Origin of the sequence: Pantoea sp. Seng, assembly GCF_009829935.1 — a bacterium.
In the GTDB taxonomy this organism is placed as follows: Bacteria; Pseudomonadota; Gammaproteobacteria; order Enterobacterales; family Enterobacteriaceae; genus Pantoea; species Pantoea communis.
The window spans coordinates 101,760-119,510 of sequence record NZ_SZZV01000003.1; the positions used below are offsets into that span (position 1 = coordinate 101,760).

The 17,751-nt window shown below is 51.9% G+C and carries 11 protein-coding genes and 1 tRNA gene; 10 read left to right on the top strand and 2 right to left on the bottom strand.

Annotated elements, in window-relative coordinates; all coding sequences use genetic code 11:
- The first annotated feature begins 216 nt into the window (after positions 1-216).
- Positions 217-1,548, top strand: coding sequence for an MFS transporter (locus tag FD737_RS03675; protein WP_160832748.1), 1,332 nt, complete (start codon positions 217-219; stop codon positions 1,546-1,548).
- Between the two features lie 147 nt (positions 1,549-1,695).
- Here the strand turns inward: FD737_RS03675 and FD737_RS03680 are convergent, their stop codons facing one another.
- Positions 1,696-5,298, bottom strand: a complete 3,603-nt coding sequence (locus FD737_RS03680; protein ID WP_160832749.1) for an AAA domain-containing protein — start codon at positions 5,296-5,298, stop codon at positions 1,696-1,698.
- A 184-nt stretch (positions 5,299-5,482) separates the two neighbouring features.
- A tRNA-Asn gene (locus tag FD737_RS03685) sits at positions 5,483-5,558 on the bottom strand.
- A gap of 507 nt (positions 5,559-6,065) precedes the next feature.
- Here FD737_RS03685 and FD737_RS03690 point away from each other — a divergent pair.
- The 9 genes from FD737_RS03690 to FD737_RS03730 all read left to right on the top strand — a co-directional run bounded on the left by FD737_RS03690 (position 6,066) and on the right by FD737_RS03730 (position 17,657).
- Entirely contained in the window at positions 6,066-6,989 is a 924-nt protein-coding gene (locus FD737_RS03690) for a sugar ABC transporter substrate-binding protein (RefSeq protein ID WP_034824630.1), read from the top strand.
- Positions 6,990-7,021: 32 nt separating this feature from the next.
- Positions 7,022-8,506 carry a sugar ABC transporter ATP-binding protein gene (locus FD737_RS03695; protein ID WP_034824628.1) on the top strand — a complete coding sequence of 495 codons (1,485 nt, stop codon included), beginning with the start codon at positions 7,022-7,024 and terminating at the stop codon, positions 8,504-8,506.
- Positions 8,507-8,520: 14 nt separating this feature from the next.
- Positions 8,521-9,552, top strand: coding sequence for an ABC transporter permease (locus FD737_RS03700; RefSeq protein ID WP_038646197.1), 1,032 nt, complete (start codon positions 8,521-8,523; stop codon positions 9,550-9,552).
- 430 nt (positions 9,553-9,982) lie between these two features.
- Complete coding sequence (nac, locus tag FD737_RS03705) at positions 9,983-10,900, top strand: nitrogen assimilation transcriptional regulator NAC (RefSeq protein WP_034824624.1); 918 nt, start codon at positions 9,983-9,985, stop codon at positions 10,898-10,900.
- Positions 10,901-11,088: 188 nt separating this feature from the next.
- Positions 11,089-12,048, top strand: coding sequence for an HTH-type transcriptional regulator Cbl (cbl, locus tag FD737_RS03710; protein ID WP_045832269.1), 960 nt, complete (start codon positions 11,089-11,091; stop codon positions 12,046-12,048).
- A gap of 265 nt (positions 12,049-12,313) precedes the next feature.
- Positions 12,314-13,771, top strand: coding sequence for an NAD-dependent succinate-semialdehyde dehydrogenase (locus FD737_RS03715; protein ID WP_160832750.1), 1,458 nt, complete (start codon positions 12,314-12,316; stop codon positions 13,769-13,771).
- 423 nt (positions 13,772-14,194) lie between these two features.
- Positions 14,195-15,664 carry an aldehyde dehydrogenase gene (locus tag FD737_RS03720; protein WP_034824619.1) on the top strand — a complete coding sequence of 490 codons (1,470 nt, stop codon included), beginning with the start codon at positions 14,195-14,197 and terminating at the stop codon, positions 15,662-15,664.
- 32 nt (positions 15,665-15,696) lie between these two features.
- Entirely contained in the window at positions 15,697-16,365 is a 669-nt protein-coding gene (locus FD737_RS03725; protein WP_034824618.1) for a haloacid dehalogenase type II, read from the top strand.
- 14 nt (positions 16,366-16,379) lie between these two features.
- Positions 16,380-17,657 (top strand): FAD-binding oxidoreductase, encoded by a 1,278-nt coding sequence (locus FD737_RS03730; protein WP_160832751.1) that lies wholly within the window; start codon positions 16,380-16,382, stop codon positions 17,655-17,657.
- Positions 17,658-17,751 lie beyond the last annotated feature (94 nt).

Genomic DNA, 17,751 nt, shown 5'->3' on the forward strand with positions numbered 1-17,751 from the left:
CAGACGATCTGCAAGTGGGTCATGCTTAATTTCATTATTTATGTTCAGGGATTAAACGCAGGGTTTTTCAATTTATAGGTCAATTTCTTTTTCAAAGAAATACCTAAATCAGTCAATGATGTTTTTTCTGTTTCTTTAACGTTCCGCCAAATCATTTTTGATTTGGACAGATCGCTGCGCCTGCAGAGAAATGAATAATTCAGGAGAGACCCTGTTATGAGCAACACCAATATATCCATTGAAGATGTCCCGCTTAATAATTTTCACCAGTTAATGTCGCTGCGCGCGGGTGGCGGTTGGATCCTCGATGGCTACGTGCTGAGTATTATCGGCGTGGCGATCGTGCAGTTTTCCCAGCATCTGCAACTTGATACCTTCTGGCAGGGCATGGTGGCCGCTTCAGCGATGCTCGGCACCTTCTGCAGTGGTTTTCTCGGCGGATGGTTGACCGATATTGTGGGTCGTCGTCGTCTGTTCTTTGTCGGGCCAATCCTGTTTATCCTGGGTTCGGTCGGCACCTTCTGGGCGGAATCGGCGCTGACGCTGTTTATCCTGCGTTTCCTGGTGGGGGTTGGGGTGGGATTAGAATATCCGGTCGCTGGTTCACTGCTGACCGAATTCCTGCCGCAAAAGCATCGTGGTAAACGTTTGGCCGGTTTGACCATTCTCTGGTTTGCCGGTGCAGCCCTCGCTTATATCGTGGGTAACCTCATTCTCTCGATTGGCGGTGATGCCGCATGGCGTCTGGTACTGGCCAGCCCGGCCGTGTTGGGGGTACTCCTTTTCGTTCTGCGCATCGGCACGCCGGAATCGCCACGCTGGTTAGTCAGCAAAGGTCGCTTCAATGAAGCTGAGCAGATCATCAAGAAAGTCTACGGTCCAGAATTCTCGCTGAAAAATATGCCAGCGGAGTCGGTGGAAGCCAAAGTCACGTTGAAAGATCTGGTGCGCTCTGGTTACGGCAAACGTATGTTGTTTGTCTCGGTGTTCTGGAGTGCTGCCGTCGTACCGATGTTTGCGGTGTATTCGTTCGCACCCGTAGTACTTAAAGCCCTGAATCTGGATGGCGAATGGGCCTCACTGGGTTCGATAGCCATCACCTTGCTGTTTGTGGTGGGCTGTATTGTGGCAACCCGTTTGATTGATAGCATGGGCCGCCGCCGTCTGATCATCCACAGCTTTTTATGGTCAAGTCTGGCGCTGTTGGCATTGGGGATGTTCTCCCACGGTTCTGAAATGCTGGTGCTGGTGATGTTTGGCGCTTACGCGGTATTTATCGGCGGAGCGCAGGTGCTGGAGTTAGTGTATCCGAACGAACTGTTCCCAACGGAAGTGCGTGCCTTCGCTGTCGGTATGGGTTCATCCATGTCACGTATCGGTTCTGCCGCAGGAACCTGGCTGGTGCCGATTTCCCTGCAAAGCCTGGGCATCGAATACACCATGTATGCTGCCGCGATTGTTTCCTTTATTGGTCTGCTAGTATCGGTATGGCTGGCACCTGAGACGCGTAATATGACGCTGAGTCAGGCGGCTTCGCTGGCGCGGTAGTAGAAAGACGACATTTCCAGAATGACAAAAACCCGCTCGAGGGAACCTGAGCGGGGGTTTTTCATTTTACATCTCTGACCAAGAGGGCTTTGCTAAGAGCACATTAACAACTCCTCGTGATGGAGTGGGGGTTATTATCTCTGAGGGTTAGTCCATGCTTAGTCTCTCTCTTAGTTCCTTCACGAGAGACTCGTCATCTAACTCGGCACTGATTTCATGACGAATAGCATGGCCGAACTGTTCAGCTCGTTCACAACCCTCATGATACCCGTGTGACAGCCAGTTCCAGCTTCCAATGACGATGTGACGGCCATCGATCATCATGACCTTTTCATGGGTGCCTTCAGTCAGTCGGATAACATTGTCTTTCCCAAGCTGTCCACGGTACTGCGCAATCAGATCTTCATCATTATCATCGATACGAGCCCATCGCTGATGATAATAGCCATAGTAGATTTTCACTTTGACGCCGCGTTGCTGAGTTGCGACAAGCAGTGCCAGTTCCGGTCTCTGAGAGCGATGCCCCCCTTGCCTTATCCACGGGGTGATAATAACAAGCTCCTGCTCACTCTGCGCCGCCAGTGCGCTAAAGGCAGCAATATGTTCACAGTCACGATAATAACGGCGCAAGCGGGGTGTCTGGCTTAGGTTAGCAAACTGCGGGTGCTGGCTTCCTTGTTCAAGGAGAAAATCCTCCGCCACGCTGTCTGCAAGCACTTTCAGATATCCTCCTGCTGTTCGCAACCGGTGATGATTGCCAACCACGATGAATTGTTGCTTCGCACGTGAAACAACAACATTCAGCATATTGGGTGACGCATTCTGGAAATTTGGATTATCAAGAGGATGGAAAATAACCGGACTGTAAATAATCACTTCGAAACCGACCCCCTGGAATTGGTGTACTGTACCAATGCAGTTTTTCTGTCGGTGGTTTATACGTTGAGCAAGGCGCTGAATAAGTAATGACTTCTGATTACTATAGGGCGTGACAATGCCCACATCGGAGGTGAGATCATAGCCTGCTTCCTCCAGTTTGTTCACCAATTGCTCAATAGCATCGACCTCATCCAAATTGGTATTCACATTGTCACCTTTCTGGCCCTCGACGCTGTAAAACATCAAATGGTGCCCGCCTGACTTCTCAAAAGCATTGATAATGCGTTCAGAAGGCGAGGAGGTTTCCACACTCACGCCACGGTAACCCGCCAGCCGGATAAACAGATCAGCGATGGGTTTCTGGCATCGACGATGTTCATCTAGAACAATACCGTTGCCTGTAGCATCAACCCGGCCAGAAAGTGTCCCTGCGGCACGATGCCACGCGGTAACTGTCGCAGGAGATACCCGTTCATACAGCGTATTATTTTCGTCAAAATGGCTCATGCGGAGTTGCATGATTAAGTTTTCTGATAGGCTACGGATGGGTTCAATTTGCAAAGGATCGCCGACAATCATGGCTTTCTCGCTGCGACTGAGCAAAGGAACCACAGATTCAAGCGAAATCATCCCTGCCTCATCGCACAGTATAAGATTCCACGGTTTATGACCCTTGAGCTCACTCAGTTTACGGTAGCCCGCCGCTTTCCAAGCAGAAACTAAAGTGGTCGCCATTACGGGGTATACCAAGGATAGAGCACGGTAAAATACATCGAGTTTATCCAGCCAGCGGTGATATCCCGCACTGCGTTGGTTACTTAATAGACTTCGCCAATGGGTGAGAACTTCTTCCAGTTCATTTTTTCGCTTCAATTGTTCCTGCCATATAAAACAAATGGCAGCCTCAAACATCTCTCGATGTTGTTTGATGAAGCGTTTACGTAAAATGTCACACCAATTATTTTCCGGGTAACGCTGTCGGTATAGTGCCATGGTCTGTTGTGCATGGGTGACCTGAAGACACTGCTGTTGGATCTTGGCCACTTCAGCGCGAAGCTTTATTATCTCTTCTATTTGCTGCAAATCGGGTTCGCCATCCAGGAGCTGTGCCAGTAACGCTAAATTGGCAGTTTGGTGCGCAAGAGTTTCCCCGGCATCTGCCAGGGCTGCCAGCTGGCGATGAGAAAGCGAGGAGAGACCGAAATATTGAAAATCTCCAGGTGCAGCGTGGTTCATTTGCTGTAAGCGAGCTGGATATTTTCCCTCAAAAAGGCGCGCCAGATGACGTTTCAATCCATTTCGGGGATAGTCACGATAGTGTATTTCAAGTGCTACGCGAAGAGGTGAGTCAATCCATCTCAGTATTTGTTCCAGACTATTTTTATGCGGCCATGTTGCCAGCAATGTCTGGGACATTTTAGTGGCCAGCTGATGCCGTGCTTTTATCTCTTCAAGCTCCTGGAGCCTTTGCTGCAAAGCATTATCTAGTGCATTGAGATCGTCAGGAAGTAGTACACAGACATGAATATCCAGGCGCTGGGCGTGAGCAGATACATCTTTTATTCTGGCCATTAAAAGATGCGACAGCTCTTCCGCATCACTTGTATTGAAGCCGCAATCAATGATGGATTGACTTGCATTAGTTTTCTCAAGCACAAAGGCCCGGTAGCAAGAATCCAATTCAGCGCGATGTGTTAATAGTATAGATAGGGATGCATGCTGGCTTTGTGGATCATAGCTTTCATGCCGCCAGCGATTGAGAAGGCGTTCTAATCGGGCAAGTTCAAGCTGTATTTGTTGGTTTGAACCGCTATGAAACCACAGCCAATCCAGATCCTTAGTGACAGGATCAACGCGTAAGTCATCAATGATATTTTCAACAGCTTTTATAGCTGTCGAGGTGACCAGCATGCCGTAATTCATGTCTCTACCATCAGCGATGGCCAGAGCCCTGTCCACCAACTGTTGCGCAATGAGAGATTTAAAGAGTGTCGTTTTACCCGTACCAGGTGCTCCTTGCACGGCAATCAGGCGCTCATCCTGATTTATGGCCTGTATCGCCATCATTTGCCCATGACCCAACGGATACTGCGTTTCAAACAATCCTCCAGTCACCACCTCCTTAATATCTAATGGATTTTCTTCATGGTGAATGTGATTGACGTACTGCTCAAGTAGAGGGAACTCCCCCACGGCGTTATCGCAAAGCCAGGCAAAATCTTCGCCATCCCGTTTAAGGTTATAATCTTCGTTGTGCAATGGAGCGATTAATGCGTTGAAGGCTGTTTCAAGTGACGGATGCCTGTGGTTGGTTCGCTGAATAACCCATTTCTGAAGTGCTTCGAATGCTTCAAGAAAGGTGCTGAATTTGCATTCGGTAAGTGAGCTGATAATGCTCATCATGTGGCGGTTTTCGCCTAATTCATCCAACTCAATGCCGAATATTTCGCGAAAAACGAATGGGAAAGCGCTAACCTGCTGGCCATCCTTTACAGGAATTAACAATGAGTTATTGTCTTGTTCAAAGAAAGATTTAGGCAGGGGGAATGAGAACAGGGGTAGATACTTTGTAATAAACCTTTCTCGTTCTTTTTCAACAAAGCGCAATATCGGAAAGAGTAAATTAACGGGTTCAATGTCGGTAATCTCTCCCTTTTCTCCATACTTCACGAAGCGTTTACGCCAGTTCTCACGCATCTCTGAGGTAACATGAAGCAAAACACCGTTTGGCGTGTCCTCACAGATATTTATACCGAGCATCAACTGATGATCTTCATGCACCTGGCTAGCTGGTATTTTGCTTTTTTCTGCGCCGCTGAATTTTAAATAGTCTTGCCATGCCGAGAGAATAGCTTTCGAAGAGTTTTTCATTGATTTTGCCGCACCGTATCGGTCCATGATTGCAGGAATTGACAGGTGCAGGATAGCATACCCTTGAATTTCAGAGTTAAAAGTAGATCGCGAATGTATTGTTAGCAGTATGTTGCGACAGAAAGCTGGTGATAGAAAAAACAAAAAGCCCGCTCAGATTTCCCTGAGCGGGCTTCTCTAAATATGGCTCCTCTGACTGGACTCGAACCAGTGACATACGGATTAACAGTCCGCCGTTCTACCGACTGAACTACAGAGGAATCGTGTGAACGAGGCGCATATTAGCGATGCCGATCCCCAATGTCAAAGCCCGATCGCACACTTCTGGTTTAAGTGCGCGTAAAAGCAGCGGAATGCTGTTTTTCTGCCTTGAACGTTCAGATTTCAAACTGCCAGCAAGATCTCACTTTAAGCGCATTTCCTTTGAGATGTTAGATGCATGTCAAAGTTTTGTTATTTGCCGATTTTAAAACAATCATTTCAGTGCTTTTATGATGAAAATTTCAAATGCTGATCAGATGAAACAAATGAACTGCTTATCATCACGGGTGAAATCAGTTTTGGCGTCTGAAACAGCATTTCGAAAATAACCTTTTTATAAGTAGATAGTTGCAGGAAAGAGCAGTACCGAAACGATAGCGTTAGACCAGAAGCCTTACCTCTACAACCAGATAAATAACGCCAGTGCCGTTGAGTGAATGTAAAAAATATTTTTCATTCGTCGTATCAGCCCAACTGAGCATGTTAACGAATAAGAAGGGTTACCTATGAAATTCAAAAAAGCGTTAGTGACTTCCCTGTTAGCTTGCATGTTACCTGCCGCTGTTATGGCAAAAGACCTTCAGGTGGGCGTCTCTATGGCGCTGTTTGACGATAACTTCCTGACCATTCTGCGCACCGCGATGCAGAAAGAGATGACCAAAGATGGCGTTAAGGGTCAGGTCGAAGATGCGAAGGGCGACGTCTCCCAACAGCTGCAACAAATTCAGAACTTCATCGGTCAGGGCGTTGACGCCATTATCGTTAACCCAGTGGATACCAATGCCGTCAAACCTTTGATGGATGCGGCCTCTAAAGCGGGTGTGCCGCTGATCTTTGTTAACCGCAAACCGGCAGGTGAATTGACCGACAAAATGGCTTACGTCGGCTCTGACTCCGAATTAGCGGGCCGTCTGCAAATGGAAGCGCTGGCAAAAGCGATGAACGGTAAAGGCAACGTCGCCATTTTGATGGGCGATCTGGCTAACGAATCCACCCGTGACCGCACCAAAGGTGTTGAAGCGGTGGTGGCTAAATATCCTGGCATCAAAGTGGTGCAGAAACAGACCGCGAAATTCACCCGTAATGACGCGGTGGACGTAGTGAGTAACTGGATGACCGCAGGCGATGACATTCAGGCGATTGCTTCTAACAACGATGAAATGGCGATCGGTGCGCTGCAGGCGCTGGGCAAAAACCCGAACCACATCCTGATTGCGGGCGTGGATGGTACACCGGATGCGTTGCAGATGCTGAAGAACGGCAAGATGGTCGCCACTGTATTCCAGGATGCTAAAGGTCAGGGTGAAGGCGCCGTACAGACTGCCGTGAAACTGGCGAAAGGCGAGAAAGTGGAGAAGGTGATTAACATCCCTTACCAGCTGATCACCAAAGACAACATGGCGCAGTTCGAATCTCGTAACCAGAAATAATCGTTCCCGACTCAGCCGTACGGAGGTGATGTATGACCGCTTTTGCGCTTGAAGCCGAAGGCATCAGCAAGTTCTTCCCCGGAGTGAAGGCACTCGACAATGTCTCACTACGCATTAAACCGGGGTCGGTACATGCCCTGATGGGTGAAAATGGCGCGGGCAAATCCACTTTAATGAAATGCCTTATCGGGATGTACCGTCCCGATAAGGGCACCATTCGCATTAAAGGGGAGCCGGTGCAGTTTCAGGACACCATGGATGCGCTGCGTTCTGGCATCTCCATGATCCACCAGGAACTGAATCTGGTGCCTTACATGACTGTGGCTGAGAACATCTGGCTGGGTCGCGAACCGATGAAGTACGGCTTTGTTGACCACGCGTTGCTGAACAAGCAAACGCAGGAATTACTCAACAAACTCAATATCCGTTTAAAAGCCGATCGTATGGTTGGCGAGCTGAGTATCGCTGCTCAGCAGATGGTGGAAATTGCCAAAGCGGTGTCGTGGAACTCCGACATTGTGATTATGGACGAACCGACCTCGGCACTGACGGAAACCGAAGTGGCGCATCTGTTCACCATCATCCGCGACCTGCGTGCGCAGGGTAAAGCCATCATCTATATCAGTCACAAGATGGATGAGATTTTCACCATCACCGATGAGATCAGCATATTCCGCGACGGCACCTGGGTGGGTAGCAACAGCACTTCCGAGTTTACCCGTCAGTCATTAATTACCCAGATGGTGGGGCGTGAACTGACGCAGCTGTTCCCGAAATTCAATGGTGAAATCGGTGAGGAAGTGCTGACGGTGCGCAACCTTACCTGTAAAGACCGTTTCACCGATATCAACTTTACGGTGCGTAAGGGTGAAATCCTCGGTGTTGCCGGTCTGGTGGGGGCGGGACGCAGTGAAGTGATGGAAAGTTTGTTCGGGATGGAAAGCTTCGACAGCGGTGAAGTGCTGATCGATGGCGTGCCGGTCAAAATCGATTCGCCTTCCACGGCGATTGAGAAGGGCATGGCGTTCCTGACCGAAGACCGTAAAAAGTCCGGCTTATTCCTGGTGTTGTCGGTGATGGAGAACATGAGCATCGTCAACATGCCGGATTATGTCAGTAAAGCCGGTTTCGTTAGCCACATGAAGATGGCACAGGACTGCATGGAGCAGATCCGCAAGCTCAATATTAAAACGCCGACCATGGATCAGATCATCAACAACCTCAGTGGCGGTAACCAGCAGAAGGTGCTGATTGCGCGCTGGCTGCTGGCTCAACCGAAGATTCTGATCCTCGATGAACCGACGCGCGGTATTGACGTCGGGGCAAAAGCCGAGATTTACCGCTTAATCAGCGAACTGGCAAACCGTGGCGTGGCCATCATTATGGTCTCGTCGGAGTTGCCGGAAATTCTGGGCATGAGCGACCGCGTGATGGTTATGCACGGCGGACGTATAACTGGCATCCTCGATAAAGAAGAGGCCAATCAGGAAACCATTTTGTCGTTGGCATCCGAGTGAGGCGCGAGACATCTATGAGTAACGTAAAAATTACGGCCCCGCAGGCCGCGGAATCGACATCCTTCTTTGGCAACCTGCGCCATAAGTTACCGAAAGATACCGGCATCTTTGTGGTGATGTTGGGTATTGCCTTAATCTTTGAGATTGCAGGCTGGTACGTTCGTGACCAATCTTTCCTGCTCAACACCAACCGTCTGGTATTGATTGTTTTACAGGTGGCGATCATCGGCATCATTGCGGTGGGCGTGACCCAGGTCATCATCACCACGGGGATTGACCTGTCGTCTGGTTCGGTGATTGCACTGACGGCGGTAGTGGCGGCCAGTCTGGCACAAACCTCTGACAGCCTGACACCGATGTATCCGTCACTGGTTAACCTGCCTGCCGTCATTCCGATTGTGGCCGGTATTGGTGTAGGTTTGCTGTGCGGGGTCATGAACGGTTTCCTGATTACCAAAACCGGTATCCCTCCATTTATCGCCACACTGGGCATGATGGTGTCGGCGCGTGGTCTGGCGCAGTATTACACGCAAGGTAACCCGATCAGCTTCCTGTCAGATGGTTTTACCTCCATCGGCCAGGGCGCGATGCCGGTGATCATTTTCCTGGTGGTGGCCTTCCTGTTCCACATCGCCCTGAAGCATACCCGTTACGGTAAGTATGTGTATGCAATTGGCGGCAACATGACTTCGGCCAAAGTGTCAGGGATCAATGTTAATAAATACCTGATCATCGTCTATACCATCGCGGGTGCGCTCTCTGGCCTGGCGGGTGTGGTGCTGGCGGCGCGCGTCAGTAGCGGCCAGTCAAGTATGGGTATGGCGTACGAGTTGGATGCGATTGCCGCAGCCGTTATCGGCGGTAGCAGCCTGATGGGCGGCGTGGGTCGCATCACCGGGACGCTGATTGGTGCGGTGATTCTGGGTCTGATTAAGAGCGGATTCACCTTCGTGGGTGTGGATGCTTACGTGCAGGACATCATTAAAGGCATCATCATTGTCGCCGCAGTGTCCATAGATATGCATAGAAACCGTAAAAAGAGATAGTACTTCCTGATTGCAGGGCGCACTGTGTGCGCCCTCAAGGACATTTTGCTCCGTTGTTCACAATAAGTTTTCCCACTGGTTGATCCTGCTCCTTTCCCCGCGTTTGCTTTCGTTCTGACCGTTTTAGGTCATTTTCTGTGAGTTATGCACCACTGCGACGCTTTCGGTCATCACTTTTTTGCACATCTGCCACGCAAGTTGCGCACCATGGTGGTGCATTTCGATTTATTTTTAATCACTCTGTGTCATGTGCTCAGCTTATTAACTCTTAAGAGGTAATCAGAAAGGCTTATTTTCCGTGCCGTTAGGAATATTCTGGCACTGCTTTTTCACGCTCCGAATAAACCTGGCCTGCATATTGCAACTTCATGAACACAAGCCAGCAGGCTGAGACACCCAAACGGGTTATTCGGGGATTGACGGAGGCAATATGAATTTAAGACGACTGAAGTACTTTGTAAAAATCGTCGATATCGGCAGCCTGACTCAGGCAGCAGAAGTGCTGCACATCGCGCAGCCTGCGCTTAGCCAGCAAGTTGCGACGCTGGAAAACGAACTCGATCAGCAGTTACTGATTCGCACCAAACGTGGCGTAACACCAACCGAGGCGGGCAAAATTCTTTATGCTCATGCTCGTACGATTCTGCGCCAGTGTGAACAGGCGCAAACGGCTGTCATCAACGCGGGCCAGGCGTTAAATGGTCAGGTATCAATTGGTCTGGCACCGGGCACCGCCGCTTCTTCGTTGACGATGCCGCTGCTGCAAACGGTGCGGGAACAATTCCCGGATGTACTGGTGTATCTGCATGAGAATAGCGGCACCTCTTTAAATGAAAAAGTGATGAACGGTCAGTTGGATATGGCGGTGCTGTATGACCGTGCGCCGACAGCCGGCATTAACAGCATTCCATTGATGAAAGAAGAGTTGTATCTGGTCGGTGCGACCGCATGCCCGGGCGCTACCGTTGATCTCGCCGACGTGGCGCAGATGAATTTGTTCCTGCCGCGTGACTACAGCGCGGTGCGCAAACGTGTTGATGAAGCATTCTCGCTGCGTCGTCTGAGCGCAAAAATCATCGGTGAAATCGAGTCAATCTCAACCCTGACCGCCGCGGTTTCCAGCGGTATGGGTGTGACCGTTCTGCCGGAATCAGCGGCTCGCGCCCTGGTGAGTTCAACTCACGCGTGGATGGCACGTATTAACAGCCCATCGCTGAATCTGCCGCTCTCGCTGAATATCTCTGCGCGCTTGCCACTGTCACCTTCCGCGCAGGCAGTGAAAAACATCCTGCTGTCACTGCTGAATAAGCCGATGACGGAAGAGCGCGAATTGATGCTGGTCGGTTAATCCCTTCTTCTTTACCCCAGCTATCTACGGCTGGGGTAACCCCTTCACGCTTTAACACCCGCAAACGCGTCGAGATAAATCACCCTCCTTATTACTATTCCGCATAACACACCGTTTTTTATTATTTCCTGCAATGACACCAACTTCATAACATGGACGAAACAGGGCAGGGAACAGGAGAAAAGGGTGTGAATTTCCAGCAACTTAAAATTATACGTGAAGCTGCACGTTGCGAATTCAACCTGACAGAAGTGGCGAACACGCTGTTTACCTCACAATCTGGGGTCAGCCGCCATATTCGTGATTTGGAAGATGAACTCGGCGTCGAGATCTTCATTCGTCGCGGCAAGCGATTGCTGGGCATGACGGAACCGGGCAAGGCGCTGTTAACCATTGCTGAACGCATTCTTGATGAAGCAGGCAAAGTGCGTCGCCTGGCGGATGTGTTTACCAATGAAACCAGCGGCGTGCTAACGATTGCTACCACGCATACGCAGGCCCGCTATAGTCTGCCGCGTGTGATCAAAGCATTCCGACAGCTCTATCCTAATGTGCGTCTTGAACTCAATCAGGGTTCACCGCAGGAAATTGTGGCCATGCTGTTGGCGGGTGAAGCTGATATTGGTATTGCCTCCGAGCAACTGGTGAACAACAGCAGCCTTGCGGCTTTCCCGTGGTTTAGCTGGCACCACTCGTTATTGGTGCCGCACGACCATGAACTGTTACAACATCAGCCGATCACGCTGGCTAGCCTGAGTCGCCATCCCTTGATTACCTATCGTCAGGGGATCACGGGTCGCTCGCGTGTTGACCGTGCGTTCCAGGCGGCGGGACTTAAGCCGGATATCGTGCTCAGCGCGCAGGACTCCGACGTGGTGAAAACCTATGTTGAGTTGGGACTCGGCGTTGGCATCCTGGCTGATCAGGCGTGCGACATTTATGAAGGTGAAGATTTGGTGAAAATCGACACCCATCATCTGTTCGATGCCAACACCGTATGGCTGGGATTGAAGCGCGGCCAGTTGCAGCGCAATTATGTCTGGCAGTTCCTGGAACTGTGTAACGCCAATCTGTCGCTGGAAGAGATCAAGCGTCAGGCGCTTTCCTATGAAACGGAATCTGAACCCGCTATCGATTTCCAGATTTGATGCAGTGGTCGTCATAAATGGCGACCACACATTTCCTACAGGGTGCGCATTCCTGCGCGCCTGGCCTCAAACCGCAGCGTAATCAATGACGCATTCATGCGCACCTGGCAACAAACCTCACCGTAATCAATGACGCATTTATGCACAGCATAAAATTTCTTTTGGCGCGCTAAAACACATCCTGGCCCGGTTTCCACCCCTTAGAAAAACATCCTGCACTGCTGCGCCACGTTACAGTGAAATGAACAGGATAAAGGGGATGAAAATGTCGCGGATTCAACTAAAAGATGCAGAACTGTTACGCCAGCAGGCGTTGTTTGGCGGGCGCTGGCAGGACGCCCATGCGGGCGCCACGCTGTCGGTCATCGATCCCTCCACTCAACAGCAGATTGCTACTATTCCGGCACTGGGTGCAGCCGAAACCGAGCAGGCAATAGATTATGCTGAGTCGGTGCGTGTCAGCTGGGGCAAAACCCCAAATGCATCGCGCGCCGCGCTGCTGGATAAGTGGCATCAGCTGATTATCGATAACGCGGACGATCTGGCGGTCATCATGACCGCCGAGCAGGGCAAGCCATTGGCAGAAGCGAAAGGCGAGGTGTTGTACGGTGCCAGCTTTGTTAAATGGTTCGCTGAAGAGGCACGCCGCATCTATGGCGATACCATTCCGGCGCCCAGTGAAGACCGCCGCATTCTGGTTCTGAAACAACCTGTTGGCGTGGCCGCAGCGATTACGCCGTGGAATTTCCCGATTGCGATGATTACCCGCAAAGTGGCACCTGCGCTGGCCGCCGGTTGCCCGATCATCGTGAAACCTTCTGAGTTGACGCCGCTGTCGGCTCTGGCACTGGCGGTGCTGGCAGAGCGGGCAGGTTTTCCCTCTGGCGTACTTCAGGTGCTCACCGGATTACCCACCGAGATCGGCAGCACGCTGACTGCCAGCCGCACGGTGCGCAAAATCTCCTTTACCGGATCCACGCGCGTCGGCCAATTGCTGATGCAACAAAGTGCCGACAGCATTAAACGCCTTAGCCTGGAACTGGGCGGTAATGCGCCACTGATTGTGTTTGATGATGCCGATCTCGATGTCACTATCCCTGGCGTCATGGCGAGTAAATTCCGTAATGCCGGTCAGACCTGCGTCTGCGCCAATCGCATTTTGGTGCAACGCGGTATCTATGAGCGTTTCAGCGAGAAACTCCTGGAGGCAGTGGCAACCCTTAAAGTGGGGGATGGCTTTGAACCCAGTAGCACGATTGGGCCACTGATTAACGATCGCGCTGTTGAGAAGGTAAACAGCCATATTGATGATGCGCTTAGTCAGGGAGCGACCTTGCTGCGTGGCGGGATCAGTGCAGCGAATGGCACCTTTGTTGAGCCGACCGTGTTGGGTAATGTCACCAGCAGTATGCGTATTGCGCATGAAGAAACCTTCGGCCCGGTCGCACCGCTTTTTGTCTTCGATAGCGAAGAGGAGGCGATACGCATGGCGAATGACACGCCTTATGGATTGGGCGCTTATTTCTTTACGGAGAATATACGTCGAGCCTGGCGCGTGGCGGAATCATTAGAATTTGGCATGGTCGGTTTTAATACCGGTGCGATATCTTTAGATGCGGCACCTTTTGGCGGAATTAAATTATCCGGTTTAGGACGTGAAGGTTCACGCTATGGAATTGAAGAGTATCTGGAGCAGAAAACGTTTCATATGGGCAGTTTATAAATGCAGCAATGCGTGTTAAATCGTACCGCTCCAAATAGGTAACCGCGCAATTCATTGCGCATAATGACTTTCATGACCAATTACATAAACAGCGCCGGCAACCTCAGGTTCACGGCGCTGTTTTAATTTGTGCGCGGCGTCATACTTTTCCGGCCCATCACCGTTTTAGTGCAAGTTTCATGCGAGCTGCACCGCCGCGATGCACGAATTTTGTGAAGTAAATCATCTGTTTATTCCTTCGGCAATTCCGCAAAATTTCCCTCTTCAATACGGCAGAAAATTTTTCTGGGCTGTTTTTTACGCATTTTTATTTTTTACTGGGCTGGCATACTTTCTGCATTAGCTTATTAACGTGACAGATAAATGTTGTGCAAATCGTTAATTGGCGCACATGTGATGGGTGTAACAAATAAGGAATTTTCCATGTTAAGTTTCGACCCTGAAAAAGTTTCTCTCCCGATTGGCCATTATATTGGTGGCCAGCATGTTTCCACCCAGGGCGCGCGTTTTGCCGTAAAAAGACCATCTGATGGCAAAGTCTATGCCGAGCTGAGCGAAGCGCAGGCCAGCGATGTTGATAGGGCTGTCACCCTGGCGCATGAAGCGCTGAAAACCAGTGGCTGGCGCAGCTGCCCACCGCGTCAACGTGGCAAAGTGTTACGCCGTTGGGCGGATCTGATTGAAAGCGATCCGTTACTGGCTCAGCTCGAAGCGCTGGGGTCGACGCGGCCGATCAGCGATGTGGTACAGCATGAGATTCCGTTTACCGCAGAGGCCATCCGTTTCTACGCCGAGTGCGCAGACAAATACAGTGGCGATCTGTTCCCGACGCAGGAAAGCAGCCTCGGCATGCTGATTTCGGAGCCATACGGCGTGATTGGCGCGATTACACCGTGGAATTTCCCGCTGTCGATGGCCTCGTGGAAATGCGGTCCTGCACTGGCAGCCGGTAATGCCGTGGTGCTGAAACCTTCAGAGCTGACACCTTTCTCTACCGTACGCATGGCGGAACTGGCGGTGCAGGCCGGTTTACCGGCGGGCATTCTAAATATTGTGCAGGGCAGTGGTGCAGTGACCGGCAGCGCGCTGGTCACCCATCCGCTGGTACGCAAAGTCTCGTTCACCGGTTCCACGGTGACGGGTGCACGCATCATGAGTGACGCAGCACAGCATGGCATGAAGCCTGTCACGCTGGAGTTAGGTGGCAAAAGCCCACAGCTGGTGTTCGATGATGCGGGCGATATCGATGTCCTGGCACAGCGCATCCTGCGCGGCTTCACCGCCAACGGTGGACAGGCATGCGTCGCGGGTACTCGCTTAATTGTGCAACGTGGCATCGCTCAACCGCTGCTGGATCGCCTGGTGGCGCTATGCCAGCAGCCGCAGCCGGGTGTCACCTGGCAAGACAGCAGCCGTTATGCGCCGCTGATCGATGAGCGCCAGGGCAACAAGGTGGCATCGGTGATCGCCGAAGCCAAAGCGCAGGGCGCAGAAGTGTTAGTGGGCGGCGAACGTTTTGCGGACACCGACGAAGGTTGGTTCTGGCAGCCTACGCTGTTATGTGGTGTGGCGGCTGATAACCCGGCGGTGCAGCAGGAGATCTTTGGCCCGGTGCTCACCGTGCAGGAGTTTGACAGCGAAGAAGAAGGGCTCGCGCTGGCGGCGCACGAAACCTATGGGCTGTGTGCCGGCGTGCATACGCTGAGCCTGCCGCGTGCCATGCGAGCGATGCGTGCTATCGAATCCGGCACCGTATGGATCAACCGCTACGGTCGCTCCGGTGATTTCATTATTCCCACCGGCGGCTTCCTGGGCTCCGGTATTGGCAAGGATCTGGGACGTCAGGCATTTCAGGCCTGTCAGCGCCAGAAGAGTGTATTAATCGATTTCTAAATTCACGTATCAGACAACGACGAGGTCGCGTCATGGCACTGTTTAAACCGAAATTCATCACCTTTGATTGCTACGGCACCCTGATTAACTTTGACATGGCAGGAGCGGCAGAGCGCTGCTTCAAAGATCGGGTGTCAGCCCAAGAGATGCTGGCCTTCACCACCGATTTCGCCATCTATCGCCGCGATGAAGTGCTGGGGGCGTGGAAACCTTACTACGACGTCGTCAGCGATGCGTTGGAGCGCACCTGTAAAAAATGGGGCGTGCAGTGGAGCAAAGCCGATAGCGACTTTATCTACACCGATTGTGCCACCTGGGGGCCGCACCCAGACGTGCCCGCAGGACTTGCCAAAGTGGCGAAAGAGTTCCCACTGGTGCTGCTCACCAACTCAATGAACGATTTGATTCCCCATCACGTGCCGCGTCTTGGTGCACCGATCCACATGACCATCACCGCAGAAGAAGTGGGTGCGTACAAGCCGCAGATGAAAGGCTTCGAGTACATGCTGGACAAGCTGAATTGTGGTCCCGAAGAGATCCTGCATGTTTCGTCGAGCCTGCGCTATGACCTGATGACCTGCTACGACATGGGCATCAAAAACAAAGTGTGGGTCAACCGGGGTCACGATCCGGCCAACCCAGCTTATGAATACACCGAGATTAAAGATATCGGCGGTCTGCCCGCTGTGGTTGGACTCTAAGCCCGGAGGCGGCGATGAAACTCGAATCATTCTGGCAAGCCACGGCACCGGCATTTACTGGCGCAGCGAGTGGCGCACTGCCGTCGGTTGCTGACGTGGTGGTGATTGGCGGCGGATTTACCGGCATCTCAACCGCGCTGAATCTCGCACGACAGGGTATCAACGTGGTGGTGCTGGAAAGTGGCAACGTGATGAGTCAGGCCTCCGCACGTAACGGTGGACACTGCAATACCGGCGTATCGCAAAACTTTGCTTCGCTGGTAGCCAGCCAGGGGATCGAGCAAGCCAGTCGCTTTTATCGGGCTTTTGATGACGCCGTGAGTTATGTCCAGCAACTGGTGCGGGAAGAGCAGATTGATTGTGATTTCCGCCTGTGCGGAAAGCTCAAGCTCGCCAGCAAAGAATCGCATTTCCCTGGACTGCGCAGTGCATGGCAACTGATGCGGGACACAGTTGACCCGGAAATCGAGTTGATCAGTAAAGATGAGATTCGCCGTGAAGTGGGCAGCGATGCCTTTCACGGTGGCTTACTGCAAAAACGCGGTGGCCAGATGCATATGGGCAAGTTCGGCATTGGTCTCGCCAATGCCGCTGCCCGCGCGGGAGCGAAGATCTTTCCCCATCACGCGGTGACCGGCTTGACGCGTCTGGATGGCTACCGTCATCGCGTCACCACCGCCCAGGGCGAGATCATCGCGGAAAAAGTCATGATGGCCACCGGCGTATCGAATGAAGGGCCGTTCCCGTGGTTCCAGCGCCGCATCGTGCCGGTAGGTAGCTTTATCGTGGTGACTGAACCGCTGGGTGATGCGCTGATTGAACAAGTGCTGCCCAAAGACCGCACCTATGTCACCTCGCTGAACATCGGCAACTACTTCCGCACCACTGCCGATCGTCGTCTGGTGTTTGGGGGGCGCGCACGTTTTGCCGTCAGCAATCCGACCTCGGATACGCGCAGCGGCGAAGTGTTGCGCGCCGCGATGACCGCGCTGTTCCCGCAGCTGGGCAAATCGCGCATCGATTACTGCTGGGGCGGCATGGTGGATATGACGTCCGATCGCCTGCCGCATGCGGGTGAGCACGATGGCGTGTTCTATTCACTGGGCTACAGCGGCCACGGCACACAGATGTCGGTGTGGATGGGGCGGGTGATGGCCGATTTACTGGCAGAAAAGCGTAACGAAAATCCCTGGCAGCGCGATACATGGCCTGCGCTGCCCGGTTACCACGGGAAACCCTGGTTTTTGCCTCTCGCGGGGCTGTATTACAAGGCTAAGGATCGGCTCTCCTGATCGTTAATCCGGTGCGCATCAATGTGCACTCTACGATGGGATTCTTCAGGTCGCTATTGATGCGCGCCAGGGGGATGCTTTCGAGGGGGACGCA

Coding starts and splice junctions, on each gene's coding strand:
- FD737_RS03720 (WP_034824619.1), top strand. CDS start 14,195: ATGTTAAGTTTCGACCCTGAAAAAGTTTCTCTCCCGATTGGCCATTAT.
- FD737_RS03680 (WP_160832749.1), bottom strand. CDS start 5,298: ATGAAAAACTCTTCGAAAGCTATTCTCTCGGCATGGCAAGACTATTTA.
- FD737_RS03730 (WP_160832751.1), top strand. CDS start 16,380: ATGAAACTCGAATCATTCTGGCAAGCCACGGCACCGGCATTTACTGGC.
- FD737_RS03690 (WP_034824630.1), top strand. CDS start 6,066: ATGAAATTCAAAAAAGCGTTAGTGACTTCCCTGTTAGCTTGCATGTTA.
- FD737_RS03725 (WP_034824618.1), top strand. CDS start 15,697: ATGGCACTGTTTAAACCGAAATTCATCACCTTTGATTGCTACGGCACC.
- FD737_RS03700 (WP_038646197.1), top strand. CDS start 8,521: ATGAGTAACGTAAAAATTACGGCCCCGCAGGCCGCGGAATCGACATCC.
- FD737_RS03695 (WP_034824628.1), top strand. CDS start 7,022: ATGACCGCTTTTGCGCTTGAAGCCGAAGGCATCAGCAAGTTCTTCCCC.
- FD737_RS03675 (WP_160832748.1), top strand. CDS start 217: ATGAGCAACACCAATATATCCATTGAAGATGTCCCGCTTAATAATTTT.
- FD737_RS03715 (WP_160832750.1), top strand. CDS start 12,314: ATGTCGCGGATTCAACTAAAAGATGCAGAACTGTTACGCCAGCAGGCG.
- nac (WP_034824624.1), top strand. CDS start 9,983: ATGAATTTAAGACGACTGAAGTACTTTGTAAAAATCGTCGATATCGGC.